This is a genomic window from Syntrophotalea acetylenica (assembly GCF_001888165.1).
Classification (GTDB): Bacteria; Desulfobacterota; Desulfuromonadia; order Desulfuromonadales; family Syntrophotaleaceae; genus Syntrophotalea; species Syntrophotalea acetylenica.
On the sequence record NZ_CP015455.1, the window covers coordinates 2,306,017 to 2,328,132 of the forward strand.

At 55.3% G+C, this 22,116-nt stretch carries 21 protein-coding genes; 17 read left to right on the forward strand and 4 right to left on the reverse strand.

What is annotated here, in order from left to right:
• Nucleotides 1–12 precede the first annotated feature (12 nt).
• The 17 genes from A6070_RS10660 (at nt 13) to A6070_RS10740 (ending at nt 15,664) form a co-directional block, all read left to right on the forward strand.
• Nucleotides 13–1,326: a type IV secretory system conjugative DNA transfer family protein gene (locus A6070_RS10660; protein ID WP_083558843.1), complete on the forward strand. Its 1,314-nt coding sequence runs from the start codon at nt 13–15 to the stop codon at nt 1,324–1,326.
• Nucleotides 1,316–2,782: an HD domain-containing protein gene (locus tag A6070_RS10665; RefSeq protein ID WP_072285738.1), complete on the forward strand. Its 1,467-nt coding sequence runs from the start codon at nt 1,316–1,318 to the stop codon at nt 2,780–2,782. Before A6070_RS10660 ends, A6070_RS10665 begins: the two co-directional genes overlap by 11 nt.
• Nucleotides 2,775–3,596, forward strand: coding sequence for a conjugal transfer protein TraF (locus A6070_RS10670; RefSeq protein WP_072285739.1), 822 nt, complete (start codon nt 2,775–2,777; stop codon nt 3,594–3,596). The genes A6070_RS10665 and A6070_RS10670 overlap by 8 nt, the downstream gene beginning before the upstream one ends.
• The gene (locus tag A6070_RS10675; protein ID WP_072285740.1) at nt 3,577–4,017 is read left to right on the forward strand and encodes a hypothetical protein; all 441 of its coding nucleotides are present in this window, start codon (nt 3,577–3,579) and stop codon (nt 4,015–4,017) included. The genes A6070_RS10670 and A6070_RS10675 overlap by 20 nt, the downstream gene beginning before the upstream one ends.
• Complete coding sequence (locus A6070_RS10680) at nt 4,014–5,474, forward strand: conjugal transfer protein TraH (RefSeq protein ID WP_072285741.1); 1,461 nt, start codon at nt 4,014–4,016, stop codon at nt 5,472–5,474. The genes A6070_RS10675 and A6070_RS10680 overlap by 4 nt, the downstream gene beginning before the upstream one ends.
• A 29-nt stretch (nt 5,475–5,503) precedes the next feature.
• Nucleotides 5,504–5,884, forward strand: coding sequence for a hypothetical protein (locus tag A6070_RS10685; RefSeq protein WP_072285742.1), 381 nt, complete (start codon nt 5,504–5,506; stop codon nt 5,882–5,884).
• 457 nt (nt 5,885–6,341) lie between these two features.
• Nucleotides 6,342–6,722: a single-stranded DNA-binding protein gene (locus tag A6070_RS10690; RefSeq protein ID WP_072285743.1), complete on the forward strand. Its 381-nt coding sequence runs from the start codon at nt 6,342–6,344 to the stop codon at nt 6,720–6,722.
• A 114-nt stretch (nt 6,723–6,836) separates the two neighbouring features.
• The gene (bet, locus tag A6070_RS10695; RefSeq protein WP_072285744.1) at nt 6,837–7,877 is read left to right on the forward strand and encodes a phage recombination protein Bet; all 1,041 of its coding nucleotides are present in this window, start codon (nt 6,837–6,839) and stop codon (nt 7,875–7,877) included.
• A gap of 248 nt (nt 7,878–8,125) precedes the next feature.
• Nucleotides 8,126–8,566: a DUF3232 domain-containing protein gene (locus A6070_RS10700; protein WP_072285745.1), complete on the forward strand. Its 441-nt coding sequence runs from the start codon at nt 8,126–8,128 to the stop codon at nt 8,564–8,566.
• Between the two features lie 112 nt (nt 8,567–8,678).
• Nucleotides 8,679–9,644 (forward strand): hypothetical protein, encoded by a 966-nt coding sequence (locus A6070_RS10705; protein ID WP_072285746.1) that lies wholly within the window; start codon nt 8,679–8,681, stop codon nt 9,642–9,644.
• Between the two features lie 409 nt (nt 9,645–10,053).
• The gene (locus tag A6070_RS10710) at nt 10,054–10,986 is read left to right on the forward strand and encodes an AAA family ATPase (RefSeq protein ID WP_072285747.1); all 933 of its coding nucleotides are present in this window, start codon (nt 10,054–10,056) and stop codon (nt 10,984–10,986) included.
• A 1-nt stretch (nt 10,987) separates the two neighbouring features.
• Complete coding sequence (locus A6070_RS10715) at nt 10,988–11,365, forward strand: hypothetical protein (protein ID WP_072285748.1); 378 nt, start codon at nt 10,988–10,990, stop codon at nt 11,363–11,365.
• 86 nt (nt 11,366–11,451) lie between these two features.
• Nucleotides 11,452–12,369: a DUF3150 domain-containing protein gene (locus A6070_RS10720; protein ID WP_072285749.1), complete on the forward strand. Its 918-nt coding sequence runs from the start codon at nt 11,452–11,454 to the stop codon at nt 12,367–12,369.
• A gap of 68 nt (nt 12,370–12,437) precedes the next feature.
• Nucleotides 12,438–14,156 (forward strand): cobaltochelatase CobT-related protein, encoded by a 1,719-nt coding sequence (locus A6070_RS10725; protein ID WP_072285750.1) that lies wholly within the window; start codon nt 12,438–12,440, stop codon nt 14,154–14,156.
• Nucleotides 14,157–14,208: 52 nt separating this feature from the next.
• Nucleotides 14,209–14,367: an anaerobic ribonucleoside-triphosphate reductase gene (gene nrdD, locus A6070_RS16765; RefSeq protein WP_072285751.1), complete on the forward strand. Its 159-nt coding sequence runs from the start codon at nt 14,209–14,211 to the stop codon at nt 14,365–14,367.
• Nucleotides 14,368–14,596: 229 nt separating this feature from the next.
• Complete coding sequence (gene radC / locus A6070_RS10735) at nt 14,597–15,091, forward strand: RadC family protein (protein WP_072285752.1); 495 nt, start codon at nt 14,597–14,599, stop codon at nt 15,089–15,091.
• A gap of 132 nt (nt 15,092–15,223) precedes the next feature.
• Nucleotides 15,224–15,664 (forward strand): hypothetical protein, encoded by a 441-nt coding sequence (locus A6070_RS10740; RefSeq protein ID WP_145926343.1) that lies wholly within the window; start codon nt 15,224–15,226, stop codon nt 15,662–15,664.
• Between the two features lie 105 nt (nt 15,665–15,769).
• Here the strand turns inward: A6070_RS10740 and A6070_RS16560 are convergent, their stop codons facing one another.
• The 4 genes from A6070_RS16560 to A6070_RS10755 form a co-directional block, all read right to left on the reverse strand.
• Complete coding sequence (locus A6070_RS16560; RefSeq protein ID WP_327191991.1) at nt 15,770–15,883, reverse strand: helix-turn-helix domain-containing protein; 114 nt, start codon at nt 15,881–15,883, stop codon at nt 15,770–15,772.
• Nucleotides 15,884–15,906: 23 nt separating this feature from the next.
• On the reverse strand, nt 15,907–17,181 hold the full coding sequence (locus A6070_RS10745; protein WP_330220578.1) for a sigma-54-dependent transcriptional regulator: 1,275 nt from the start codon (nt 17,179–17,181) through the stop codon (nt 15,907–15,909).
• The gene (locus tag A6070_RS10750) at nt 17,181–19,145 is read right to left on the reverse strand and encodes a PAS domain-containing sensor histidine kinase (RefSeq protein WP_083558441.1); all 1,965 of its coding nucleotides are present in this window, start codon (nt 19,143–19,145) and stop codon (nt 17,181–17,183) included. The genes A6070_RS10745 and A6070_RS10750 overlap by 1 nt, the downstream gene beginning before the upstream one ends.
• 587 nt (nt 19,146–19,732) lie before the next feature.
• The gene (locus A6070_RS10755) at nt 19,733–21,463 is read right to left on the reverse strand and encodes an aldehyde ferredoxin oxidoreductase C-terminal domain-containing protein (RefSeq protein ID WP_072285755.1); all 1,731 of its coding nucleotides are present in this window, start codon (nt 21,461–21,463) and stop codon (nt 19,733–19,735) included.
• Between the last annotated feature and the right edge of the window lie 653 nt (nt 21,464–22,116).

The window sequence follows — 22,116 nt, forward strand, 5'->3', positions numbered from 1 at the left end:
ACCGGGGTCAACATGGACCAGCCCGGCAAGATCGTCCCGATTGCCCTGCCGGACAGCTACCGCAAGCGGCATGTCTTCGTCTTCGGAACCACCGGAGTCGGCAAGACCCGCCTTGCGGAAATGATGATCGAGCAGGATATCCACGCCGGGAAAAGCGTCGTTTTTCTCGATCCGAAAGGCGATCAGCAGATCTTCACCAAGATTTTCGATATAGCCCGGCACTGCGACCGGGAAGACGAGATGTTGCTGGTCACTCCGGTCTTTCCCGAATACTCCGCTGTCATCGACCCCCTCGCCTACTACTTCATGCCCGATGAACTGGTGGGCCATATCGTCAGCGGCATCAAGGGCGGCAGGGAGCCATTCTACCGCAACATTGCCAAGGAAATCACCTCGGCAGTCATCATGGGCAACATTCTTCTCGCGCGGGAAGAAGGCCGCGTGCCGACCCAGAACCTCGACGCCATCCGCCAGGCCATCCGCCGCAGTTCCCTGGAATCCATGATCCAGTCCCTGAATCGCATCGACGATCCCGAAGCGCAATCGGTGGCCGGTGTTATACAGGACATTCTGACGTCCCCCCAGGACTACTACGCCAAGGTCTCCTCCACCCTCCGCACTTGCCTAAATGAGCTATCCAGCGGCAACATCGGCCAGATCATCGGCAAGGCCGACTCCAACAGGTTTATGGAACGACTGGAAGCCGGGAAGCGCGTCATCCTGGTCGTCCACACCGGTTCGATGATCACCCGCGAGGCCGGGGAAACCCTGGGCCGCGTCATCCTCTCCATGATTCAATCCTTCGTGGGCCGGGTATACCTCTCCGGACGGCAAAAGGTCAAACCCGGATTGTCCATCTATATCGACGAGGCGCAAAGCCTCTTCTATCAGGGCGTGGAGGACCTGTTCGCCAAGGCCGGGTCGGCGGATGTGATGGTCCATGCCTTCGCCCAGTCGGTGAATCAGCTCTACGCCGCCGTGGGCGAGGAATTCGCCAAGTCCATTCTCGACAACACCAACACCAAGATCTTCATGCGCTGCTCGGATGCCGAAACCTCCGAATACGTCGTGAATCATTTCGGAACGAAGAAAGTCCTCAACAGCATCTACAGCCAGGCCCAGATCACCACGCGTGAGATCGAGGAAGACGTGTTGCGGGTCAACGACGTCCTGAGCCTTCAGCCGCGCGACTTTTTCATGATGACCTACAGCGGACGCTACCGGGGCCGAACGGCGCAAGTGGCCGACCCCAACCTGGAAATCCGTTTCCCCGACGCGCCGGCCGCCATCCGCGCCAACAGGGAGGAGACGCCCGATGCGCATTGACCTGGTTGCTGCGATCACGGGCAGTCTCGGGCTGATGGCGCTGGCCTACGGCATTCGGCTTTTGGCTCGCCCTGCCAAAACCGAGAAAACCATGATCACAGCAGAACCGGCTGGCCCTAAAAAATCCGGTGAAAGGGAGAGCAAAACCCTGGCGGATGTTTCCCGTATCTGGGTCGGGAGAAAGGAAGTCCTCGATTTTCGGGAGATTGCAAGGATCTGGCGAATTACCCAAGAAACCATCCAGGCCCCATCCGCGCCGAAGTATCAACATGATGAAATCGCGGCTTTCCACGCCAAATGGGTACAGCGGCCGATGGTCAGGGGCGAGAAGAAGGCGGTCATTGAGGGCATCCTGTCCATTCTTGACCAGCACGGGGATTGCCCTTCCGTTGTCCAGCGCAACGAAAACGAGTCCGAGAAAAAATACGACCGCAGCGTATTCGACAAACTGGCGACCGTTCCCCTCTGGCGGCACAGCCTGGACGTGGCCGGCAGCCTGGCCGGGCGTATGAAGCAGGCCATCATGCTGCCGGATGCCCTGATCGCGGGCCTTGGCCACGATTTGGGCAAGATCCCTTCCTACCAGGAAGCCCTGTATCGAACAGGCGACCATCCAATCGTGTCGATCATCGCACTGAACCGGATACCCGGTTACGAGTCTTTGAAAAACCGGGACGACATCAGCCTCGCCGTTCGCCAGCACCACCTGGTCAAGGCGGAAACTCCCCTCGGCGCCGACTTGAAGGAAGCCGACCGGGAAACCCGGTTGGCGGAGATCAGTCGTCTGACCGACGGCCCGCTGCCCGAGACCAGGCAGAACGCGCAGCCCCTGACCGAGCCGCATACCTCAGAGGCTGTCGATTCCAAACAAGAACAGGCGGAAACAGCAAAAATGAGCAAACCTGCGGGTAACGCACCACAAGAGCAGATTCCCCCCGCCCCGATAGGCAGGGAAGAAGCGCATCCTGCCGCGACGGTTTCCGGCAACGCTCTTGGCGGTCTTGACAACCTTGACCTCGACAAACTGCTGTCGGTGCTCAGACTTCGGATCAACAAACTGGAAAAGGGGCGCTGGTCGATAATATCGACTCTCGATGGTTTGGTTCTGGTCCAGCCTGACGAATTATGGGCACAGCTCAAAAAGCAGATTGGCGCCACCCCCGCCATCCAGATGGCCGAAGGAGACGAGGGCCGGAAGCGGGAAATTCTGGGACGGATCGTGTCCAGGCTCGACCGTGAAAAACAGGCGATAGCCGGCGACCTGCTGAAGCATGGATTCCATACAACCCAGTGCCTGGTGGTGATGGAGAATGGCAAAGCCATGAAGGTTCCCCTGATCCCTTTCCGTGTGGAGACCTTCGGTCTTTTGCCGTCGGCACTGGAAAAATTGAAAAGTCCAGATTTGAACAGGATGGCGAAGAAGGTCAAGACCGTCAGGGAATCCGGCCATGGCTAGTCACTGGAAAATTGCGGCAGCGGGCATCATCGCCTGCGCCCTGCTTGTAACGGTTTCTGCCAGGGCCAAGGTTTACGGGGAGAAAGGCCAGAAAGGCTGGTGGTGGTATGAAGATCCGCCAAAGCAGGAGCAAGAGGCGCAGGACAAGAACCTTCCTAAGGAGCCGGTTTATTCCGTGGATCAGATGGCGAGCATGGATACGGACCAACTAAAGGAATATGCGGAACGGGTTCTCAAGGAAGCGGTTCGCAATCCAACCGAAACCAATGTCCGGGAATTTTACACCGTTCAGGACGTGATTCGCCGCAAGGCCCTGGCTTTCACCAACGCTTCCGATCTGGTCTGGCAGAAATACCCCGAATTGTCCGTCGCCAAGGATGACCCTCTGGCGGCGCCCGGGCGGGAAGCCGTGACCCGCCAACGCCTTGCGGAACAGGAACGGACGCTGGCCGGGGCCAGGGAGGATTTTGCCCTGCTTTACTTCCATTCGGACGGCTGCCCGTTTTGCCATGAGCAGGAAGCCATCCTTCAGTATTTCATGGACAAGTTCAGATGGCAGGTGAAACCGATCGATATCGACCGGCAACCCCAACTGGCGAGCCGGTTCGGAATCCTGACGACCCCTGCCCTGATGCTGATCCAGAGAGAACCGCCGGACTATATCCCGGTGGCGGCCGGGGTCGCTTCGGTGGCGGAAATAACGGCCCGGGTGTTCCGTGGGATTCGCCTTTTGCGCGGAGAGATCACCCCGGACAACTTCAATCTCTACGAATTCCAGCAGGGAGGTGGTTTCGATGTCCGCGCAGGACGTTAAAACCCGTGACCGCTATCTGGTTTTTCCCGGATTCGTTCCCGGCTCATGGGGCGTCTGCCATTTGCGTATCGTCCGGGGTCAGAGGAAAACCCTCTACATTGCCAGCGAAATCCGCCACAACCCAGGTCCTTCCATTACCAACGCCATTCATGGCATATGGCGAACCGTTCAGGGAGAACACTGCGCCTCCAACAATGCCGTGCTGGTCGAGCATTATAGCGACGCGGCAGTTTATGGGGACAAGTGGCCGGGCAACCGTCTGGCTATTGTCACAATACGAAAGGGGCGCCCTTCCTGGCAGCATATTACCAGCAAAGCGCTGGCAACAGCCGTCGGGTGCTCCGTGGCGAATCTGGTCGTTCCGCATGATCGCCTCGTAATCCCGGCTCAGGCCGAAAACATGGGATGCCGCGAACCATGACATGGGTGCGTAGAAAATTAGGGATCATCGGCAAGCCGGCTGCGGTCACTGCCCTGCTGATGGTTGTCTCCCTGCCAGCTTCGGCGGGATGGGTGGACGACTGGGTGGACCAGAAGGCGGTTTCTTCCCCGGGATATTTCGAGGGGCAGAAACGCGGGTACTACACTGGCGGCGGCTTTTCAGCCCGGTGGAACCTGCAGAACGATTATGTCTGGTCGGTGACTCCACCACGCCTGAAGTCCGGGTGCGGCGGGATCGACGCGTTCATGGGCGGTTTTTCGTTCCTGAATGCCGACTATCTGGTTCAGAAGCTTCAGCGCATCATGTCAGCGGCGCCCGCCGCCGCATTCGATATCGCGCTGAAGACCCTGGCACCCCAGGTTTCCGACACCATCCGCTCGCTGGAAGTGATTGCAGACAAACTGAACAACATCCAGCTTGACGAATGCAAGTCCTCCCGCGCTCTGGTGGCAACCATCGCCAGCCCCTTCGCGCCCCAGAACAAACAAGGGGAACTGGCGGCGATCCAGGCTGACTGGTGGCAGTCCACAGGGGGCGGGGACCTCTGGACCGCCTTCCAGGACGCCCGGAAAGCCGATGACAACAAGCCCGATCCGGCGGCTTCCACCGCCACCATGGCCGGGTGCAGCGCCGATTTCAGGGCCGTCTTTGGCGGGGGGAGCGTTCTGGCTCAGGCCGCCGCCAGGGTTGGAATTACGGATGCCGCCTACCTCGCGGTGATTCGCGGCTATGTGGGTGACATCTTCGTGCAGCCTCCCGATCCTGCAATGGGCATCAATGGCTACAAGGTGGTCTATGACGCCCCCTGCGACCAGAACAAAGGGCTGGACGACCTGCTCAATGGCACGGCACAGGGCAAGGAAAGCAACGGGGCCTGTACCACCATAACCGACGCCAACCGAAATCTGCGGCAGTATGTGCAGCAGCGCATGAATGCCGTTGCCTCGAAATATAAGGCCCGACAAATCCTGGACAGTTCCGACGAGGCGTTCATCAACGCATCCCCGCTGGCCGTAGGCCTGGTGCTCAAGACCGCCGTGGCAGAGAAACAGGCGCCGCAGGTCATAGCCCAGCTTTCGGATGTAACGGCCAAGGCATATGCCTACGCCATCCTCACCGATATGTACGCCAAGGCCAAGGGGATCTTCGCCACCAGCAAGAGCATCATGAGCTCACAGAACGATCCGGTCGGCGCCAACGGAACCGAAACCTGCCGGGTGGAAAACGTCATGGAGGCGATAGGCGCAGTCGAGAAAATCGAGGAGCGCCTTTCAAACATGATCGCCCTGGTCCAGGGTGAATATGCAACCACCGTGAACGAACTGAATACCATTTACGAGTTCGTGCGGAAACAGAAAACCTTCCGGGAAGAAGCCTACCAGTCCCTCAGGCAGAGGTTCGGGGAAGGCGTGGCTGACCGGGTAACCAGTTTCTGAAAACAGTTTCTACCGAAGGGAGCAGAGGCATGGCGAAGGATGACGCAAGCAACGGCAAGAAGGATTATCGGCAGGCTCGTCGGGAACGCAAGCTGGAGATGGCTCAGCGGGACGACATGGAAGTGATCCCCCGCAGGGCCCTGGAAACCAACGATTCCATCCGGCTGCTCACCGCCAATGACTTCATCATCAACCGCTTGCGAAATCAGCTCGGCCGCCCCAACGGCGTGCCGGTGAATCAGGCGGTCCGGTTTCTGGAGCGCAACGAGCAGTTGCGGCAGGAAATGAACCGCCTGAATGCCGAGATGTGCGAGGCGATGGGCATGTCTTACCGGGCGCCCCGGGGTTTCCAAAACCCGCTTGAAAAGGCAGTGGACAAAAAATCCGGGGCAACACCTGCCGTCAGTTAGCTCCTGGCATGCTCAGACAGACAGTGGAGCCGACTTTCCCTTGACATCCTGAGCCGATTTTTTAGAATACAATCATTCATCCACACTATTTTTATAGTGACTCCTTGCTCTTTCGAGCAGGACTGAAATTTTAGGGAAAGCCCCTAATCTCAAAGCCCCAGGCATGGGACGTAAACCGCAGGGGAACCGGATTGCCCGGAGACCTGATCTGCACGCAACAGCAGCCCCCCTGCTTTAACCCGCTTTCCCGGGTTCAACCTCGAAGAGCGGCTGACAGATTATAGTGCACGCGATTCTCGACGTGTGCCGGAATACCGAATTAACCAGACCCGTTTTGGCATTCTGCCGGAAGGGGTTTTTTGTTGCTGAAAACCAACCATCCCGGACGGGAGGAGACTTCTTCCCGCGCAGGGATGACTCCTTCTTGCCGGGGAAACCCAAGAGAGGAGAAGAAGTCATGCTCAACAAGGTTCAACTGATTGGAAGGCTTGGAACCGATCCGGACTACCGCCATACCGCTTCCGGAACGCCCGTGACGACTTTTTCACTGGCAACCTCGGAGCGGTTCAAGGGCAAGGACGGAGCGGCCAGGGAACTCACCGAATGGCACAACATCGTCGTTTGGCGCAGCCTGGCCGATACCTGCCACAACTATCTGACCAAGGGCAAGCTCGTCTACGTCGATGGGAAAATTCGCAAGCGGAAATATCAGGACAAGGACGGGCAGGACCGCTACATCTCGGAGATCGTGGCGGATCAGGTGAGGTTTCTGGAAAAGGTCGAGGACCTGTGCTGGTTCGACGACAAGCCCGCGCCGCAAAGTGAAGATCCCATCTAACGACGAATAACGGCCAACCAACATCCCGCCACCCCACAGGGGAGACAAAAATCTCCCTCACCGGGGGCATTCTGTCTCCCCTGCTTGGGCTTCAGCCCGAGAAAGGAGACAGAGATGATCGCGCAAACAACGCAACTCGTACCTCACACCCACAGGCCACCGGCTTCCGCGCTCCTGTTCGACGAGGAAAAAGTCAACCTCATCAAACGGACCATCTGCAAGGGAGCCACCAATGACGAATTGCAACTGTTTGTCAACCAGTGCAAGCGCACCGGCCTCGACCCCTTTGCCCGCCAGATCCACGCCATCAAACGATGGGATTCCAGTCAGAAGCGAGAAGTCATGTCCATCCAGACATCTATCGACGGCTTCCGGCTGATTGCCGAGCGTACCGGGAAATATTCCGGCCAGCTTGGACCCTACTGGTGCGGCAAGGACGGTAATTGGGTGGAAGTCTGGCTCGATGAAGGCACTCCTCCGCTCGCTGCGAAGGTTGGCGTTCTTCGAACGGATTTTCAGGAACCCTTGTGGGCCGTCGCCAGGTTTTCCACCTATGCCCAGAGAACCAAGGAAGGTCGACTGACCCGCTTCTGGGCGTCCATGCCGGATCTGATGATTGCCAAGGTAGCAGAGGCACTGGCGATTCGCCGGGCTTTTCCCCAGGAACTTTCGGGACTGTATGTCCAGGAAGAGATGGACCAGGCCGAAAATATGCTGGAGGAAGCGCCCGTCAACATGGAGCCATCCCCGCAAAGTGACAGCCACGAAGAACCCGAGCCAGGTGCGGAGGCGGAAATCCTTCTATCCAAGGGACAGGTTTCCACCTTGTCGAACATGATCCGGGAAACCGGAACGGACCTCGCGAAGTTTCTCAAATACTTCGGCGTTTCTGCTCTCACCACCCTCCCCGCTTGCCGCTACCAGGAAGCAATGGAAACCCTCGGGCAGAAAAAAGCCGGTAGAAAAACCAATCTGGATGTACCCAAAAGCCTGGTCGCCATCATGTCGGCCTTGCGGGCGCATAACATCGAAGCGCGACTGGATGAAGAAAGCCGGACAATCCATGCGGCATCCTACGAACACCGGAATCTGCTCAAGTCATTGGGCTTCCAGTGGGACGGAAAAGCCAAGTCCTGGTTTCTGACGGCCAGCTAACCCAAACCATGAGCAGCAACACCCACCCCACAGGGGAGACAACTATCTCCCTGCAAGGGGCGTCTTGTCTTCTCCGTGGGTCATCGACCACCAAAAGGAGGCAAGAACATGAACGCATTCATTGAAAATACCCTTGATACCCTGTTCCACATCGACGTTGGAAACGTTGCTACCGGCGTGGTAATCGGCTCGCCTCTGGTTGCGGTTCTCGCTTTCTTCCTCGCTTGATGTTAAAAGGAGGGGACAGAGTGAACCGACTGGCCATCAAGGAGTATATTTGCATGCACTTCAACCCCGATTTGTCCGCCATGGACCGGCTCAACATCATTTCCCGGCTGGTAAGCCAGGACGAGGTTGCTGTCAGTCTTCTGGAAAAACTCCTCTCCACTGCCGAAGGCTATTTTGGCAAGGTCGTCCTTATGGAGGGCCAGATGAAGACAGCCAGGCTGCGGCTGGAAGGCGAGGAATTGCGGGAATTGACCGAGGTGCTGGACAAGAACCGGAAACTGGCCCATGAAGCCTTGATTTCCGATCTCCACATTTTCAACAGGTATCTGCTGAAAAACTACGAAGACGTCCCGACAGGCGGTCTTTACAGCAAGGACCCCGATTCCATCCGTGATCGCGTGGCGATTGCCGATTGGGCAGGGGAACTGCTGGCCGCGCTGTTCAACGGGCGCCGCAGGTAATTCGGACCACAGCTCGCAAAAACATCCAAGCCACACTTCAACCCCTTGGGGGGCGGTACATGCCCCGGAGGGGTTTTCTGTATCCGCCCCCTTTTTTTAAAGGAGACGGAGCATGAGCAAACTTCAAGCCTTCCTCGAATACGCCCTGATTCAAAAAAGCACGCAGGATTCCCGGCATCTCGGGGACCGCAGCAAATATATCGGCGCATCCGATATAGCCGGCTGCCCCCGCAAGGCTGTCATGTCCCGCCTGCACCCTGTCGAGCAGAACGCCGCCACACTGATGCGTTTCGCACGAGGGCACGCAGCCGAGGGCCTGGTGGACAGCATCTTTCGCGCGGGAGGACAGAACCCCAAGCGTGAAGTGGAAGTACGCCATCCCAAGTACCCCTGGCTTCGCTGCCATATCGACTTTCTGTTTGTCGGGAAGAACGGCCGGGTGCACATCATGGAACTGAAGACCACCAACGGCATTCCCGAGGCGCCCTATGCCTCCTGGGTAAACCAGATTCATGTCCAGATGGGTTTGCTGGAAATGAGCTTTCCGGACGCGGAGATCGGCGGGAGCATACTCGCTGTCGATCTGAACGCCGGCCAGTGGCATGAGTTCAATAACTACAAACCGAATGAAATTCTTTTTGAACACCTGGTCGAAAAGGGGCAAGTCATAAAATCCGCCCTCGATGCTACGAAGGCGGACGCTGTTGCCCCGGAACCCGGCCTGCTGTGCGGATATTGCGATTATTGCGGGACCTGCCCGGCGCATCTCGATGGCGCTTGCGACGTTCCCGAGGAGGTCGAAATCCTGGCACAGCAATATCTGGAAACAAGCCAGGCCAAAAAAGAGTGCGACAACCGCCTGAAAAAGCTCAAAAGCGACATTTATGGCTTTACCGGCACCCGCTTCAAGGGCGCGTCCGACGCGCTGTTTATCGCTGCGTTCGAAGTCGGACCTTCCGAAGCCGTGGATATTAAGGCGCTCAGAAGCAGGTATCCGGAGGTTTACGAAGAGGTGAAGTCCGAACGGGCCGGTTACATTAGGCTCGATATCAAGCCGAGAAACGCCAAAGCCGCCTGACGCTGCCAACCTTAAACAGGCTGCGAACCACCGCCCTGGCGAGGGACTTCCTTTTCAGGAGGGCGTTTTGCGCCCCGGGAAGGAAACAGCCATTCTTTGGATGGAAAGCACCTCGATTAAGCTTTGAATTAAATCAAAACCAAGGCCCCTTATTGCTTTTTGTGGTCCTGTTTTTTGTATTCGCAGCTGGAATTATTGCCCATGATAGGTGGGTGACAAGGCATCACAAGCGTCAGAATTAAATAATCAGAAATAGGCGTTGTCCGCACGGACCTTTGCCAAACAACAGGGGTTTGTCCTTCAACAAGGGGCAGACCTTTTTTATGATCCGACCCCGATCCGGGGGAGACCTTCTCCCTTGGCGGGGAACGTGTCTTCCCCGGTCGATCATCGACAAGGAGAAGACACGATGACTCCCAAATCCTTCAGCATCGCAAAAACCTTCGATCTGGAAGGAATCCCCGAAAAGCTCACGGTACGGGGATACACGGAACGGACCTCGTTCGTTCCTGCTGTGGACCCGGCCTACCGCTTTCGCAAGGAACTCCTCTCGGATCTGCTGGCCTGGCACATGCTCGGCGGTACCGAAGGTCTTTACCTGACCGGACCCACCGGCTCCGGGAAATCGACCCTTATCACCCAGGCCGCCGCTCGCCTGAACATTTCCGTGCAGCGGGTCACGGCCCACAGCCGATTGGAAACGCCTGAACTGATTGGCCACTACGCGCTGGTGAACGGCAGCATGTCCTTCGTGGACGGGCCGTTGACCATCGCCATGCGCCAAGGACACTGGTTCCTTCTGGATGAGATCGACCTTCTCGATCCGGCAACCGCTGCCGGCCTCAACGGGATTGTCGAGGGGGCGCCCCTTGTGATCCCGGAAAAGGGCGGTGAAATGGTTTTCCCGGCTCTCGGTTTCGCGTTCATCGCGACCGGCAACACGGCAGGCTCCGGTGACCAGACCGGACTTTACCAGGGAACCCTGCGCCAGAACCTGGCCTTTCTGGACCGTTTCTGGATGGTCGAGGTCGGCTATCCGACAGCGGAACAGGAAACCATGATCCTGGCTCAGGCGGCCCCCACAATCCCCGAAGAGATCAGGAAGGGAATGATCAGCTACGCCGCCGAGGTGCGAAAGCTCTTTCTTGGCGGACAGATCGAAGTCACCCTCTCCACCCGGACTCTGGTCCGGTGGGCGAAGCTCGCGGAGTTCTTCCGGCCCATGGCGGCCCAGGGGATAAACCCGCTGCACCACGCCCTGGAACGCGCCCTGTCCTTCAGGGCCGAGCCGGAGAGCCGCAGCGCCCTGTCGGAAATTGTCCAGCGGATCTTCGGAGGGTGACATGCAAATACCGCAAAACACGATCTGCGGCGTCTGGATGCGCTGTCCCAACGCCCATGGAGGCAAGGACTGGCTGGGGTTTCTGACCGGTGAGCATGTGCTCTCCTGCTGGGGACGTACCGGGCAGATCCGCCAGTCCAGGGTGCTCAGCAACCATCCCTCCCGAAATATGTTAAAACGCAAAATCAACGAGAAGCTGGCCAAAGGCTACGACATCATCGCCGTAACGTATGGCGCTGTCTGGTCCAGGTCGGCAGATTTTCAACCCGGGCTGATACCTGATCCGCCCGGCCCAGCGCAAAACGCTCCACCCAAGGAAAACCGGCAGGCTCAGGCCGTGTCCCGATGGATAGAAGGCAGCAGCCAAGCCTGGTTCTAACCGAAACCCCGCTGCGGGAAAGACGCTCCCCGCTTTGGGGGCCTGGTGTCTTTCCCGCAGTCCGTTGACGACAAGGAGAAGCCACCATGTTCGATCTGCTCCAGAAACTGGTTTGCATCAGCCTCGACATTCATATCTGGAGCGGCCAGAAAAAGCTTCAGGCCGCCGATCTCAATCTCACAGCCGGGGAAATCCCCCCGGAAAAACTCGCCTCGCTCGGCATCAAGAAGATCTGCAACCCGAGCCTGCTTAAACCTTTCCAAACACTTCGCCGTCGTGCGGAACGCATCTGTGAAGCCTCGGGCGTCCGTTTTCTGGGTGGCTTCGCCGTTCCCGAAGACAAAGCTCAGGCGGTAGGCGCTGAGCTGGAAAAGGTCGCGGCGGAATTCGAGGCGGAAAAATCCGCATTTCTGAGGAACTACCAGCAGTCCGTGTCGGACTGGATGGACACCATCCCGGATCGCTGGCGGTTGATGGTCGCACAGGCCGTCGAATTGCCGGAGCACGTTTCCGAGCGGCTCTCCTTCGCCTTCCAGACCTATCAGGTTCAGAGCGTTGAGGGCTTGAACGGTGGCCTTGAGCAGTCGCTCCAGGGATTGGGTGGCCAACTGTTTCAGGAAATCGCGCAGGCCGCCAGGCAATCGTGGGAAGCTTCCTTTCGAGGGAAGACGCAGGCCGGGCAGAAGGCCCTGCGCCCCATTCGAGCCATTCTGGATAAGGCCAAGGGTCTGTCCTTTCTGGACGGCAGCCTGGCCCCGGTTATCGACGGCATCGAGGCTGAACTGGCCGGATTGCCAAGGTCTGGTCGGCTCGAAGGCCGTGACTTTCACACCCTTGTGGGCATCCTGAACACCCTGACCAACCTCGACGGGATTATGCTGCCCAGTGAGCCTGGTCTGGAGGAATGGGAGTCGCATGGCGAAACGGAAAGTTCCGAACACGAGATCAAGGAGATGATTCAGCCAGCGGTTCAGCCCGTAACGATGCCAGCAACCTGGTTTTGATCCTTCCCCCGCCGTTCCGGGGCGTTTTTTGAGACGTCCCGAACGGGGGGCGTCTTGCCGGAGGAACCATGAGCCAACACCTATTCATCAAATCCCTGCCCGTGGTCGCCATGGCGATGGGCAACAAAATGGGCGTCGAGGTCGTCATGCAGGGGAGCCAGGCCAGAACCGATGGCAACACCATCTACTTGCCGGCCCTTCCCGAAGGTGACAAGTCCCTTTGGATTCTGGCCCGTGGGTACATCGATCACGAAGCCGGGCATATACGCCATACCGATTTTTCTCACGTGGGGAGCACACCGATCCACAGGGCGCTCACCAACATTCTTGAAGACATCCGCATTGAACTGGAGATGGGCGGGTCCTATCCCGGTTGCGCGGTAAACCTACGAAACCTGGCGAATCATCTTGCGCAGGAAGGAGCCTTCACCCCGGAAGCCAATCGGCCAGAACAGCTTCTGCCGGCCTGGATATTGACCGCGTGTCGAAGCCGAGTGCTGAAACAGGAAGCCCTGGAGCCCATTGCCCGGAAAGCACGCCAGGAGCTGGAAGGACTTCTTGGCCCTTGCCTCGTTGGGAAAATCGAGAAGGTGCTGACAGGTGTGAAAGCCCTGCAATCAACCGGGCAGGCAGCAACCATGGCGGAGGAGATTCTTCAATTGCTCCGCCAGGAACAGGATGCGGCCGATAAGCAACAGAAAAATCAGGCTCAAGAACAAAAAAGCGAGGCCGATGGCCAGAGTGACCAAGGGCAAGAAGGGCAATGCCCTCCCCCGTCGAAATTGGACGGAGACAGCAAGCAGGATGCCTCCAGTGGCTCCCCTTCCTTCCAGGATCATGATGCCTTGTCCGGTTCGGACCGGGACGGCGGAGAGAAGGCGAATACAGCCTCCGACCCCAACCCTTCCCGATGCCGCAAGGCACTGAGAAAAATCCTCGATGAAGATCCAGGAGCGTTCGGAGACATCGGCACCCATTGCGCCGCAAAACTGAGCGCCACTTCCCAAAACAGCGAGGAGCATGCCCTGACCGGGATTTACCCCGGAGAAACCCCTGCCCATGAACTCCTTTCCGGGCCACCGCCCGACCTTCATCAGGTTCGGGCTGAAACGGTTGGCCTGCGTTCCAGGCTGACAAGGCTGGTGCAGGCCTCCAGGCTCAAAAGGTCCGGTGCGGGCAGATGGGGGCGCCTGGTGGATCACCGTGTTCTGCATCGCCTGCCCACCAGCGATCCGCGCATCTTCAGGCGCAAGGAGGAAAGAAGCGCCATCCACACTGCGGTTCTCATCCTTCTGGATCGTTCGGGATCAATGGATGGTCCAAGGATCGGGCTGGCAAAAAAGGCGGTCCTGGCGTTGGCCGACGCCTTGGGAACCATTCCCGGCGTCAGTGTGGCGACAGCGGCTTTCCCCGGAACGGATAATCGGGTGGTTCCTTTGACCCGGTTCGGCCAGTCGGTCGCCAGGTCGAAAACCGGCTATGGCATCGGCGCAAGCGGAGGTACGCCTCTGGTTCCGGCCTTGGGCTGGGCCCGCGCTCGAATGGCCGTTCGGCGGGAATCCAGGAAAATTGTCCTGGTTGCAACCGATGGCCAGCCAAGAAATCCGGCAACCGTCAAGGCCATGATCCGGAAACTCGAAGCCGAAGGCATTGAGATGATGGGACTGGGCATTCTGGACAACGGTGTAACCGGACGCTATTTCCGTAAGAATCAAACCCTAAAGAAGCTTTCGGAACTGCCGGAAACGGTCTTTGGGATGCTCAGGGACGCCCTGACGGAAAAGTAACTGAAGTTTGGCGTGGGGATTATTGGATAAGTAATCAAGGAAGGAGACAATAATGGTAACCAGATGCAATGCTAAAACCGAAGTCTACTCCAGGGTGTGCGGATTTTTCCGCCCCGTCCAGCAATGGAACAGGGGCAAGCGGGAGGAGTTTAAGGAGAGGCGGGAGTTTGTCGTCAACCACTCTGACCTTGAAGCTTCCTCGGAGAATTGAATCCTGGTCAAAAAAGTTCATCCCAAAGTCGTCCTGGAGGAGACCACCGTCATGCCCCCCCTGAGGACGCTAGAAGTCGCCCCCATGCGGGGGTCGGAATGAAACGTCACTTGGAAAAACGACCCGGAAACCGGTCGCCACATGGATTTTAAATTAAAATCACCCCAACACGGGGGCTGACACAGCCCCCGGAAGGGGCCCATGTCTGCCCCCCACAGGAGGACAAGACATGGAAGCCATAAACTTCTTCGGCCTTGAGCCGGAACAGAAAACCAAACGAATCCGCATCCGTTCGATTCGGGCCATCTTTAAAAACGAGGTGGTCAGGGAGAAAGCTCCGGCCTGGGTGACAAAAACCTGCAAAAGTCCGGAAAACACCTTCGAACTTTTCCGTGACCTTGGCAGGGAATCCAAGGAGCACTTTGTAGCGCTGCACCTGGACACCAAGAACCGGATCATTTGCTACGACACGGTGTCCATCGGTTCGCTTAGCGCGAGCATTGTTCACCCGAGAGAGGTGTTCAAATCGGCGCTGCTGTCTTCGGCGGCAGCGGTCATCTTCCTGCACAACCACCCTTCGGGGGATACGACACCAAGCCGGGAGGATATCGAGATCTCCAAACGGCTCAAGCAAGCCGGCGACCTTCTTGGCATCCGGGTGCTGGATCATTTGATTGTCGGTGAGAAGGGATTCTATTCCTTCGCGGACACCGGCAATTTCTGAGAAATCCGACCATCGCGTTTTCTTTTTGGCTGAGGCTTTGGCTTCAGGTTTGGAGAATGGCGCGATGGTCTTTTTCGTGGAAGACATAGTACTGCTATCCTCTTTGCCCTACCCCTGTGTTAAAGGAGAAAAATGATGATAAATACGGCCATTTTTGTAATAGCTGCGCTGATACTGTCGGGCTGTTCTGCTGCCTCACTCCGAAAAGCGGAACAGGAAACAGGTTTTGTCGCCCTTGCCAACCCCCTCGGCGAGGTTATCCATTTTCCGCTCCTGGTTGCTTCGATGGTTGCCAATGCCGCGAACAGACCGGAATTTGTTGTCGAAAAGAGAGAGCCTTGGCGGCCGGGGCTTCCCGGAGACATTTCAAAAGAGGAATACGAGGCGTTGAGCGACGAGGAATACCTGAGCCTGATAGCGCGGGCAAGGGGCGCCGAAAGAAAGGCGGCCAGATCGGCGAGTGGGGTCGGAAGCGACTATCCGGGGAAAACTGAGGCCAAAGAACCAACCGATACGAAGCAGTTGAGCACCAGGGACTTGCAGTTACCATTGTTTTCCCCTGTCCCGAATTAACTCGTCGGGACCTGACAATTCAAAGTCGACGATCCCGTTTTCAAAAACAATGCGACCTCAAGCCCGAACCAGCCCTTGTTAATACCATATCCTCGGACTCAAAAATTATAAAAATTGAGCCGGTTTTTTCTTGGCTTTTTGCAGGCGCTTGTTGAGAGTTTGGCGCGTAACCCCCAGCATGGAAGCCGCAATGCCTTGGTTTCCCTTGGCTAGTTTCATGGCCTCCTCAATGAGGAATTTTTCTACCTCGCAGATTTTTGGCAATCGCTGCAGTCTCCCCTGCAGTGTATCGACCACAACTTTGTTTTGAAGGGCGTTGAAGCCGGGGGGGACGGCTGGTTGCCGACAAGTTCCCTGAACCTTTTTAGGGAAAGCATGCCGTTATTGTGACGGGCAACCGTGTCAAAGACCAAGGCTTTGAGTTCACGCACATTCCCGGGGAAATCGTAGGAGGAAAGAAGCGTTATCAGCTCAGCGGGGTAGCTGGGCTTTTTCTTTTTCATGGTTTTAGCCGCCTTGTCTAGGAAATGCTCAAGCAGCAGCGGAATGTCTTCGAGGCGATCCCGAAGAGGCGGGATTTGAACCTGGTGAGTACAGAGGCGAAAATAGAGGTCGTTGCGGAACGTGCCTTTTTCCACCATTTTACGTAAATCCTTGTTGGTGGCGGCGATGATTCGCGCATCGCTTATCTGCGGAATATCCGAGCCAACCTGATAGTACTCCTGTTCCTGAAGTAGGCGGAGGAGTTTGATTTGGGATGTTTCCGACAGATCACCGATCTCATCAAGAAACAAAGTTCCGCCGGTTGCCTGAGCGATCAAGCCTCTGCGCGTTTGGTCCGCGCCGGTAAAGGCACCTTTTCTGTGGCCGAAAAGGGTGTCGGAAAACATGTGATCATCCAGGCCAGCAACATTGACCGCCACGAAATTGCCACCAAGTCCACTCACGTCATGGATGGCTTTTGCCACCAGCTCCTTACCCACGCCCGTGGCCCCGATAACTGTGACGGGTTGACCGGATTCCGCAATAGCTTCGCAATATTGAAAAAGAGAAGACATCTTCGGGCTGGCTGTAATAATTGGATCAAAGGCTGACGGGTTTTTGATCGTGTTGCCAAGCAGGTGTTCCTGAAGTTGCATTACCTGATATTTCAAGCTGTGGATTTCTATCGTCCTCTTAACTGAAGTGGTCAAACGGGTATTTTCCACAGGTTTTACCAGGTAGTCAAAAGCGCCTGCCTTCATGCATTCGACGGCCGTTTCAACCTCATCTGCAGCCGTCATAACAATGATCGGGATATGCGGGTAGTTCTGGCTGATGGCGTTAAGTAGATCCTTGCCGGACATATAGGGCATAAACAGATCGAGGATGATAAGGTCAATAATTTCTGAAGCTAAAATTGGCATGACCAGGCGACTGTCCTCAATGGTTTTCACATCCTGAATGCCGGCAAAAGAGAGCACGGATTTCGTAGAAAGCAAAATGTGTTCCTCATCGTCAACAATCAGGATCTTCATCAGTTTTCTCCATTTTTAAGGTTTTCAGCAGGTAGCTCTATTGTAAATGTAGTTCCTTCTCCCAATTTCGAAAAGCACTGTATGGTGCCATTGTGTTTCTTGATAATAGTAAAACAAATCGAAAGACCGAGCCCGGTTCCGCCAGTTTCGAATTTAGTTGTAAAAAATGGATCAAAAATCAAGTTTTGGGCATCATCCTTTATGCCGACACCTTCATCCCGCACCATTATTTTAACTTTATTTTCGGCCTCTGAGTATGACGTACTTATGTTGATAGAACGATTCTTGTTCGGCAGTGCCTCAAGCGCGTTCAAGCTCAGATTGACAATAACCTGTTCTAAGAGTTGAAAGTTGCCCTTTACCAAGGGAACATTTTCTTCTAAATGAAAGTTGAAATAATCGGTGTGCTTGGATATTTTATTTCGAAGCATCAATAGAGCGGCTTTTATGACTTTGTTGATATCCACTGTCTGATCCAGGGATATTTTCTCCTGGCGTGAAAAAGACTTTAGGGCTGTAATAATATTTTTAATGCGATTGGCCCCATCGGATATCCCTTCGAGCATTTTGGGGATGGTTTTTTGGGCCGAAGAATAAGGCATTTTACCAAGATGAAACTCTCCGTTCTCCTCCCAATAGAGAGACAGGATACGAATAATGTCTTTCCAGATATCGGAAAGGAATTGGGAGTTGGAAAGAATAAAATTGTTGGGGTTATTTATTTCGTGGGCAATACCTGACGCCATGGTGCCAATAGCGGCCATCTTGTCTGCCTGAAGCAGTGATTGCTGCATTCTTTTGTTTTCCTCTTCCCTGGCTTTGCGCTCCATGATGTCCCGCACAACAGCAAGAACCTTGTATTCCCCGCTTATGACAATGCCTTTCATGACCACTTCCATCCAGAAAAGACGACCGGAAGTATGTTTGGCCAACCACTCGAAGTTCTGTGAGCGGCCATCCTTGGATTTCCAGATGAGGGGCAGCAAATCGCTCAAGGTATAGGGCGGGTAGCCCGCCATCATTTCTTCAACGTTATGCCTCAAGGCCTCTTCGCGATTCTCGAAACCATACATTTCACACATTTTCAGATTGACGTCCAGAATCGTGGCATCTTCAGCATCGAATACGAAATGGGCATCATTGGCCGCATCGAAAATGGTGCGATAATTAGCTTCCGACTCCTTGAGAGCCCGTTGTGCTTCCTTGCGGGCGGTAATGTCTGCCATAATTGCCACGTAGCCGATAGGGCGTCCCTGGCGATTTTTTAAGATGGAGCAGGACAGGCTGATATCGATAAGGGTGCCGTCTTTGCGAATGCGCTGGCTATCCAGAAAACGGGGGGGCATTTCCTGATGTATCCGCCGCAAATTTTTCAGGATTTCGCTGCGGTAGCTTGTTGCAAGTACCGGATAAGGCTGCCCGATGACTTCCTCTCGTTTCCACCCCAGAACTTTTTCCGCGGCAGCGTTCCAGTAGATGACTTTCAGGTTGTTATCGAGGGCGATGGTTGCCAGTGGCGCTGTGTCGATAATCGATTCGAAGGCGATTTGATTGTCAACGACGGTGTTTTCAACGTGCTGCCGTATCTTGGAGGGATGGTGACATATGCCGACCATGCCGGTGCCGACATCGTCAAATATGGGAAAAAGACTTACTTGGGTCGGCCCCTGGGCCGAGTGTTTTTTTTCAGTGCTCAGAACTTCTCCCGTTGCAAAAACTTTTTGGATGTCGTCGGGGTCGCACATTGCCGCGTTTCTGAAATCTTCGAAGCAAGGAGGTTTTCGATAAAAGCCTTCGGATTTGGAGAAAGCCAAGCAAAGATTTTTGTCCACAATGAATTTTAAATTCGGAAGGGAGTTCAAAATATTCAGGAGCTGCTTTTTCGGTATGCACATGGTCGGGCCTCGTTGATGTTCTTTTAAATACACAAGAGCGGATAACCCGGCAATCCTTCGCCACATCATACAGCTCTCTCCCAATCCTGACTAATCCTGGTACGCAAGAAGGTCCATTCCAGCAAGGGGTCCGGATTTGGAAAAGCTATACCAATAGGCTATTGCAGGCCTGATCTATGAAAGGCCCTAGCGCGATTGCAGCAAACTTCTAAATTGTTGTTTTATCGAGTTTTGAAATTTTTAGAGAATTGAGTGAACTCCCGAAAAATCCGGAGGATTACCCATGAATTGCATAAAAGTGTATACGGACCATAACATGCTGAAAACGTTTTTTACAAGGGGTATAGCCGCAAAGTTATTCGCAGATTTGGTAGGCATAGATTTAAACAAAACAAAGTTTTGGTATTTGCAGAGACCGGGAATAGTTCTTTTGATTCTATATTCTTAGCATTCGAGGGGGAGTGGTTGGCGGGATCCGCTGGCCTAATGTGTGGAATATAGGTGGGGCGCACCGGTTCGCCCCACCTTGCGCTTATGGTTGAATGTGTCTGCATTTTAACGGCTGGCCCCAGCAAACCATATTCGGGCCCTTCGGTCACAAGACCAGAAATGCATTTCTGCCGATTCGCTAAAAACGGAGCGCGCTGCCAAAACGGCTAAAAATTCCAGAATTCGTCTATCTTATCTCCCGGATAATTCCAGCCGATATTGTGCGGCGGCAGAGGCTCGTCGAAAAATTCCGGTAAGCGATCGTGGGCATTGGTAAGTCCTGCCTTTTGATTGAAGGCATGTTCGGCCTTAAGTACCATCTTGCCTAAGGCCGTAACATCTTCGGCGGTCAGGCTGAGACCGTAGCGGGCATTTATCAGTTCGTAGATAGCGGTAAAGCACTCGGGTACGTCAAGAACCGGAAAAGCGACCATTAGACAAAGCCCGGTGCTGTCAAGGGCCGCCGTTGCGATCTGCAGATTTCTAGAAAGTTCCACTTGCCCATCGTCTTCCAGGGGCTCTACGAAGCCGCCGATTTTGAGAATGTTGGTGGCAATGGCGTACCCCGCCGTATGATCAGCTCCCATGGTTGAAACGGCATAGGTTATGCCGAAGCCTCTTATGGTGCGTGGATCGTAGGCTGGTATAGCCTGGTTTTTGACAGTCGGTACCCGGGTGATTCCATAGGCCTTTCCAACGGATCCGGCGCCATTTCCGAGAATGCGTCCGAGTGGGGTTCCTATGCGGACTTCCTCTTCCAAGAGACGGTAGGTTTCCTCTCCATCTCCCCAATCCAGGATACCGGCTTCCATGGCCGTGCTGATAGCCACGCTGCCCTCGATGGAATCGATGCCGATGTCATCCATCACCCAGTCGCACTTAGCGATGATGTCCAGGTCTTTCAGCAGGGCGTTGGCACCTAACAGCTGGATGGTTTCATATTCGAAGCCCGATGTCACATACTCGCCCTTCGGGTCAGTGTAAATCTGGGAACATTTGATGATGCAGCCCTTTTGACAGCCATGGCTGGGGTTGCCGGAGCGGGATACGATTACCTCTTGCATGGTTTCCCCACAAATTTTATCCACCTCCTCCCACTGGCCATAGCGAAAGTTCTTGGTGGGAAAGGCGCCGGCCTCGTTGACAATGTTTGCCATGGCGTTGGTTCCCATGGTGGGCAAGCCATGGCCGGTAATGGGATGGTCAAGAAGCCCTTTGGCGAACATGCGGGCCTGCTGTTTGAATTTTTCCGGATCGGCGAGGGTGACACCGGGACCGCCGGCATCGTCGATGGTAATGTATTTAATCCTTTTTGTGCCCATGACGGCGCCGCCTCCGCCACGTCCGTGGCTGCGGATGTTGCCGTCCGGGTCCTTGACCGAGATATTGGCGGAGGTCATTCGGAATTCTCCGGCAGGCCCGATGGCGAGGACGCCCCATTGGCTGCTTCGTTTTTCGCCGATGGCCTTAAACAGCTCATAATTTCCCTTGCCGACATATTCCGTGTCCTCCGTGATGACGGCACCATCTTTTTGAATGTGCACGTTGTACCAGGTGTCCTTTAGAGGAAGGCCCTCGATGATCAAGGCCTTGATGCCGAGTTTTACAAGCTTTTGTCCGGCAGAACCACCGGCGTTGCTTTCTTTGATGCCCCCGGTAAGCGGACTTTTGAATCCCGCGGAAAGACGGCCGGAGTTAACTACGGCCGTGCCGGTCAACAGTCCAGGCGCAAAAACCAGTTTGTTGTTTTTACCAAGCGGGTCGCACTGGGGCGGAACTTCCTCGGTAACAATAACCGAGGTCAGGGCTCTGCCGCCGAGGCCTTGCCAATGTTCCGGAACCGGTTCGATGGCCGTAGTCAGGCTGGACATGTTTACCCGAATGATTTTGTCTCCCATGATTGCTCCTTGTGAAGGTTTTTCCTCCGATGCAATGAAATGAGTGCTGGAAAGACGAACACTTTCCCGTGGACGTGACATCCACAATGCAGGGGAAGCGTTCGCCAAAGTCGGATACGCTATGCCAATTCTTGTCAAAGGGCCTTTGAGCACAAGCTGTACCATATTCCTTGGAGTTGAAAAAATTGCCTAAATTCGGGTGCTTGTATTAATTGATAGAGGAAAGAGGTCGTTGTGACCTATTCCAAGGGGTGCGAAAATTTCTACAGCCAGAAAAATTGTTTACAGGGGGCTGGTGGACGGTGGATGCGAAAGAGGGCTAAGGATGTGATCGGATCCGTACAAGTTGGCGGATGCCTTTCTGGACACGGTTTCGGCGCCTGCTGCCGGCTGAAAAGGAGGCTGCCGGCCGGCGGGCGAGTGTCGGGAAAGTCGCAAAAATGTTGCAGCTTCCCTGACAGATGTTAGAGCGATTTGGGGTAAAAATTTGCAGACCACCGGCACGGTCTGGGTGGGAAACAGCTAACTAGGTAAAACCTCGTTTTGGAGAGATTTCTTGGCTGACTGGATTTCGGATAGTCCTGTTTCTTTTGTTCATCGCTTATGTCAGGGGGGGGCACCTGCTTCAAGGGAGTTGTTGCAGAACAGGCATT

Coding starts and splice junctions, on each gene's coding strand:
- A6070_RS10660 (WP_083558843.1), top strand. CDS start 13: ATGGACCAGCCCGGCAAGATCGTCCCGATTGCCCTGCCGGACAGCTAC.
- A6070_RS10665 (WP_072285738.1), top strand. CDS start 1,316: ATGCGCATTGACCTGGTTGCTGCGATCACGGGCAGTCTCGGGCTGATG.
- A6070_RS10670 (WP_072285739.1), top strand. CDS start 2,775: ATGGCTAGTCACTGGAAAATTGCGGCAGCGGGCATCATCGCCTGCGCC.
- A6070_RS10675 (WP_072285740.1), top strand. CDS start 3,577: ATGTCCGCGCAGGACGTTAAAACCCGTGACCGCTATCTGGTTTTTCCC.
- A6070_RS10680 (WP_072285741.1), top strand. CDS start 4,014: ATGACATGGGTGCGTAGAAAATTAGGGATCATCGGCAAGCCGGCTGCG.
- A6070_RS10685 (WP_072285742.1), top strand. CDS start 5,504: ATGGCGAAGGATGACGCAAGCAACGGCAAGAAGGATTATCGGCAGGCT.
- A6070_RS10690 (WP_072285743.1), top strand. CDS start 6,342: ATGCTCAACAAGGTTCAACTGATTGGAAGGCTTGGAACCGATCCGGAC.
- bet (WP_072285744.1), top strand. CDS start 6,837: ATGATCGCGCAAACAACGCAACTCGTACCTCACACCCACAGGCCACCG.
- A6070_RS10705 (WP_072285746.1), top strand. CDS start 8,679: ATGAGCAAACTTCAAGCCTTCCTCGAATACGCCCTGATTCAAAAAAGC.
- A6070_RS10710 (WP_072285747.1), top strand. CDS start 10,054: ATGACTCCCAAATCCTTCAGCATCGCAAAAACCTTCGATCTGGAAGGA.
- A6070_RS10715 (WP_072285748.1), top strand. CDS start 10,988: ATGCAAATACCGCAAAACACGATCTGCGGCGTCTGGATGCGCTGTCCC.
- A6070_RS10720 (WP_072285749.1), top strand. CDS start 11,452: ATGTTCGATCTGCTCCAGAAACTGGTTTGCATCAGCCTCGACATTCAT.
- A6070_RS10725 (WP_072285750.1), top strand. CDS start 12,438: ATGAGCCAACACCTATTCATCAAATCCCTGCCCGTGGTCGCCATGGCG.
- nrdD (WP_072285751.1), top strand. CDS start 14,209: ATGGTAACCAGATGCAATGCTAAAACCGAAGTCTACTCCAGGGTGTGC.
- radC (WP_072285752.1), top strand. CDS start 14,597: ATGGAAGCCATAAACTTCTTCGGCCTTGAGCCGGAACAGAAAACCAAA.
- A6070_RS10740 (WP_145926343.1), top strand. CDS start 15,224: ATGATGATAAATACGGCCATTTTTGTAATAGCTGCGCTGATACTGTCG.
- A6070_RS16560 (WP_327191991.1), bottom strand. CDS start 15,883: ATGAAACTAGCCAAGGGAAACCAAGGCATTGCGGCTTCCATGCTGGGG.
- A6070_RS10745 (WP_330220578.1), bottom strand. CDS start 17,181: ATGAAGATCCTGATTGTTGACGATGAGGAACACATTTTGCTTTCTACG.
- A6070_RS10750 (WP_083558441.1), bottom strand. CDS start 19,145: ATGATGTGGCGAAGGATTGCCGGGTTATCCGCTCTTGTGTATTTAAAA.
- A6070_RS10755 (WP_072285755.1), bottom strand. CDS start 21,463: ATGGGAGACAAAATCATTCGGGTAAACATGTCCAGCCTGACTACGGCC.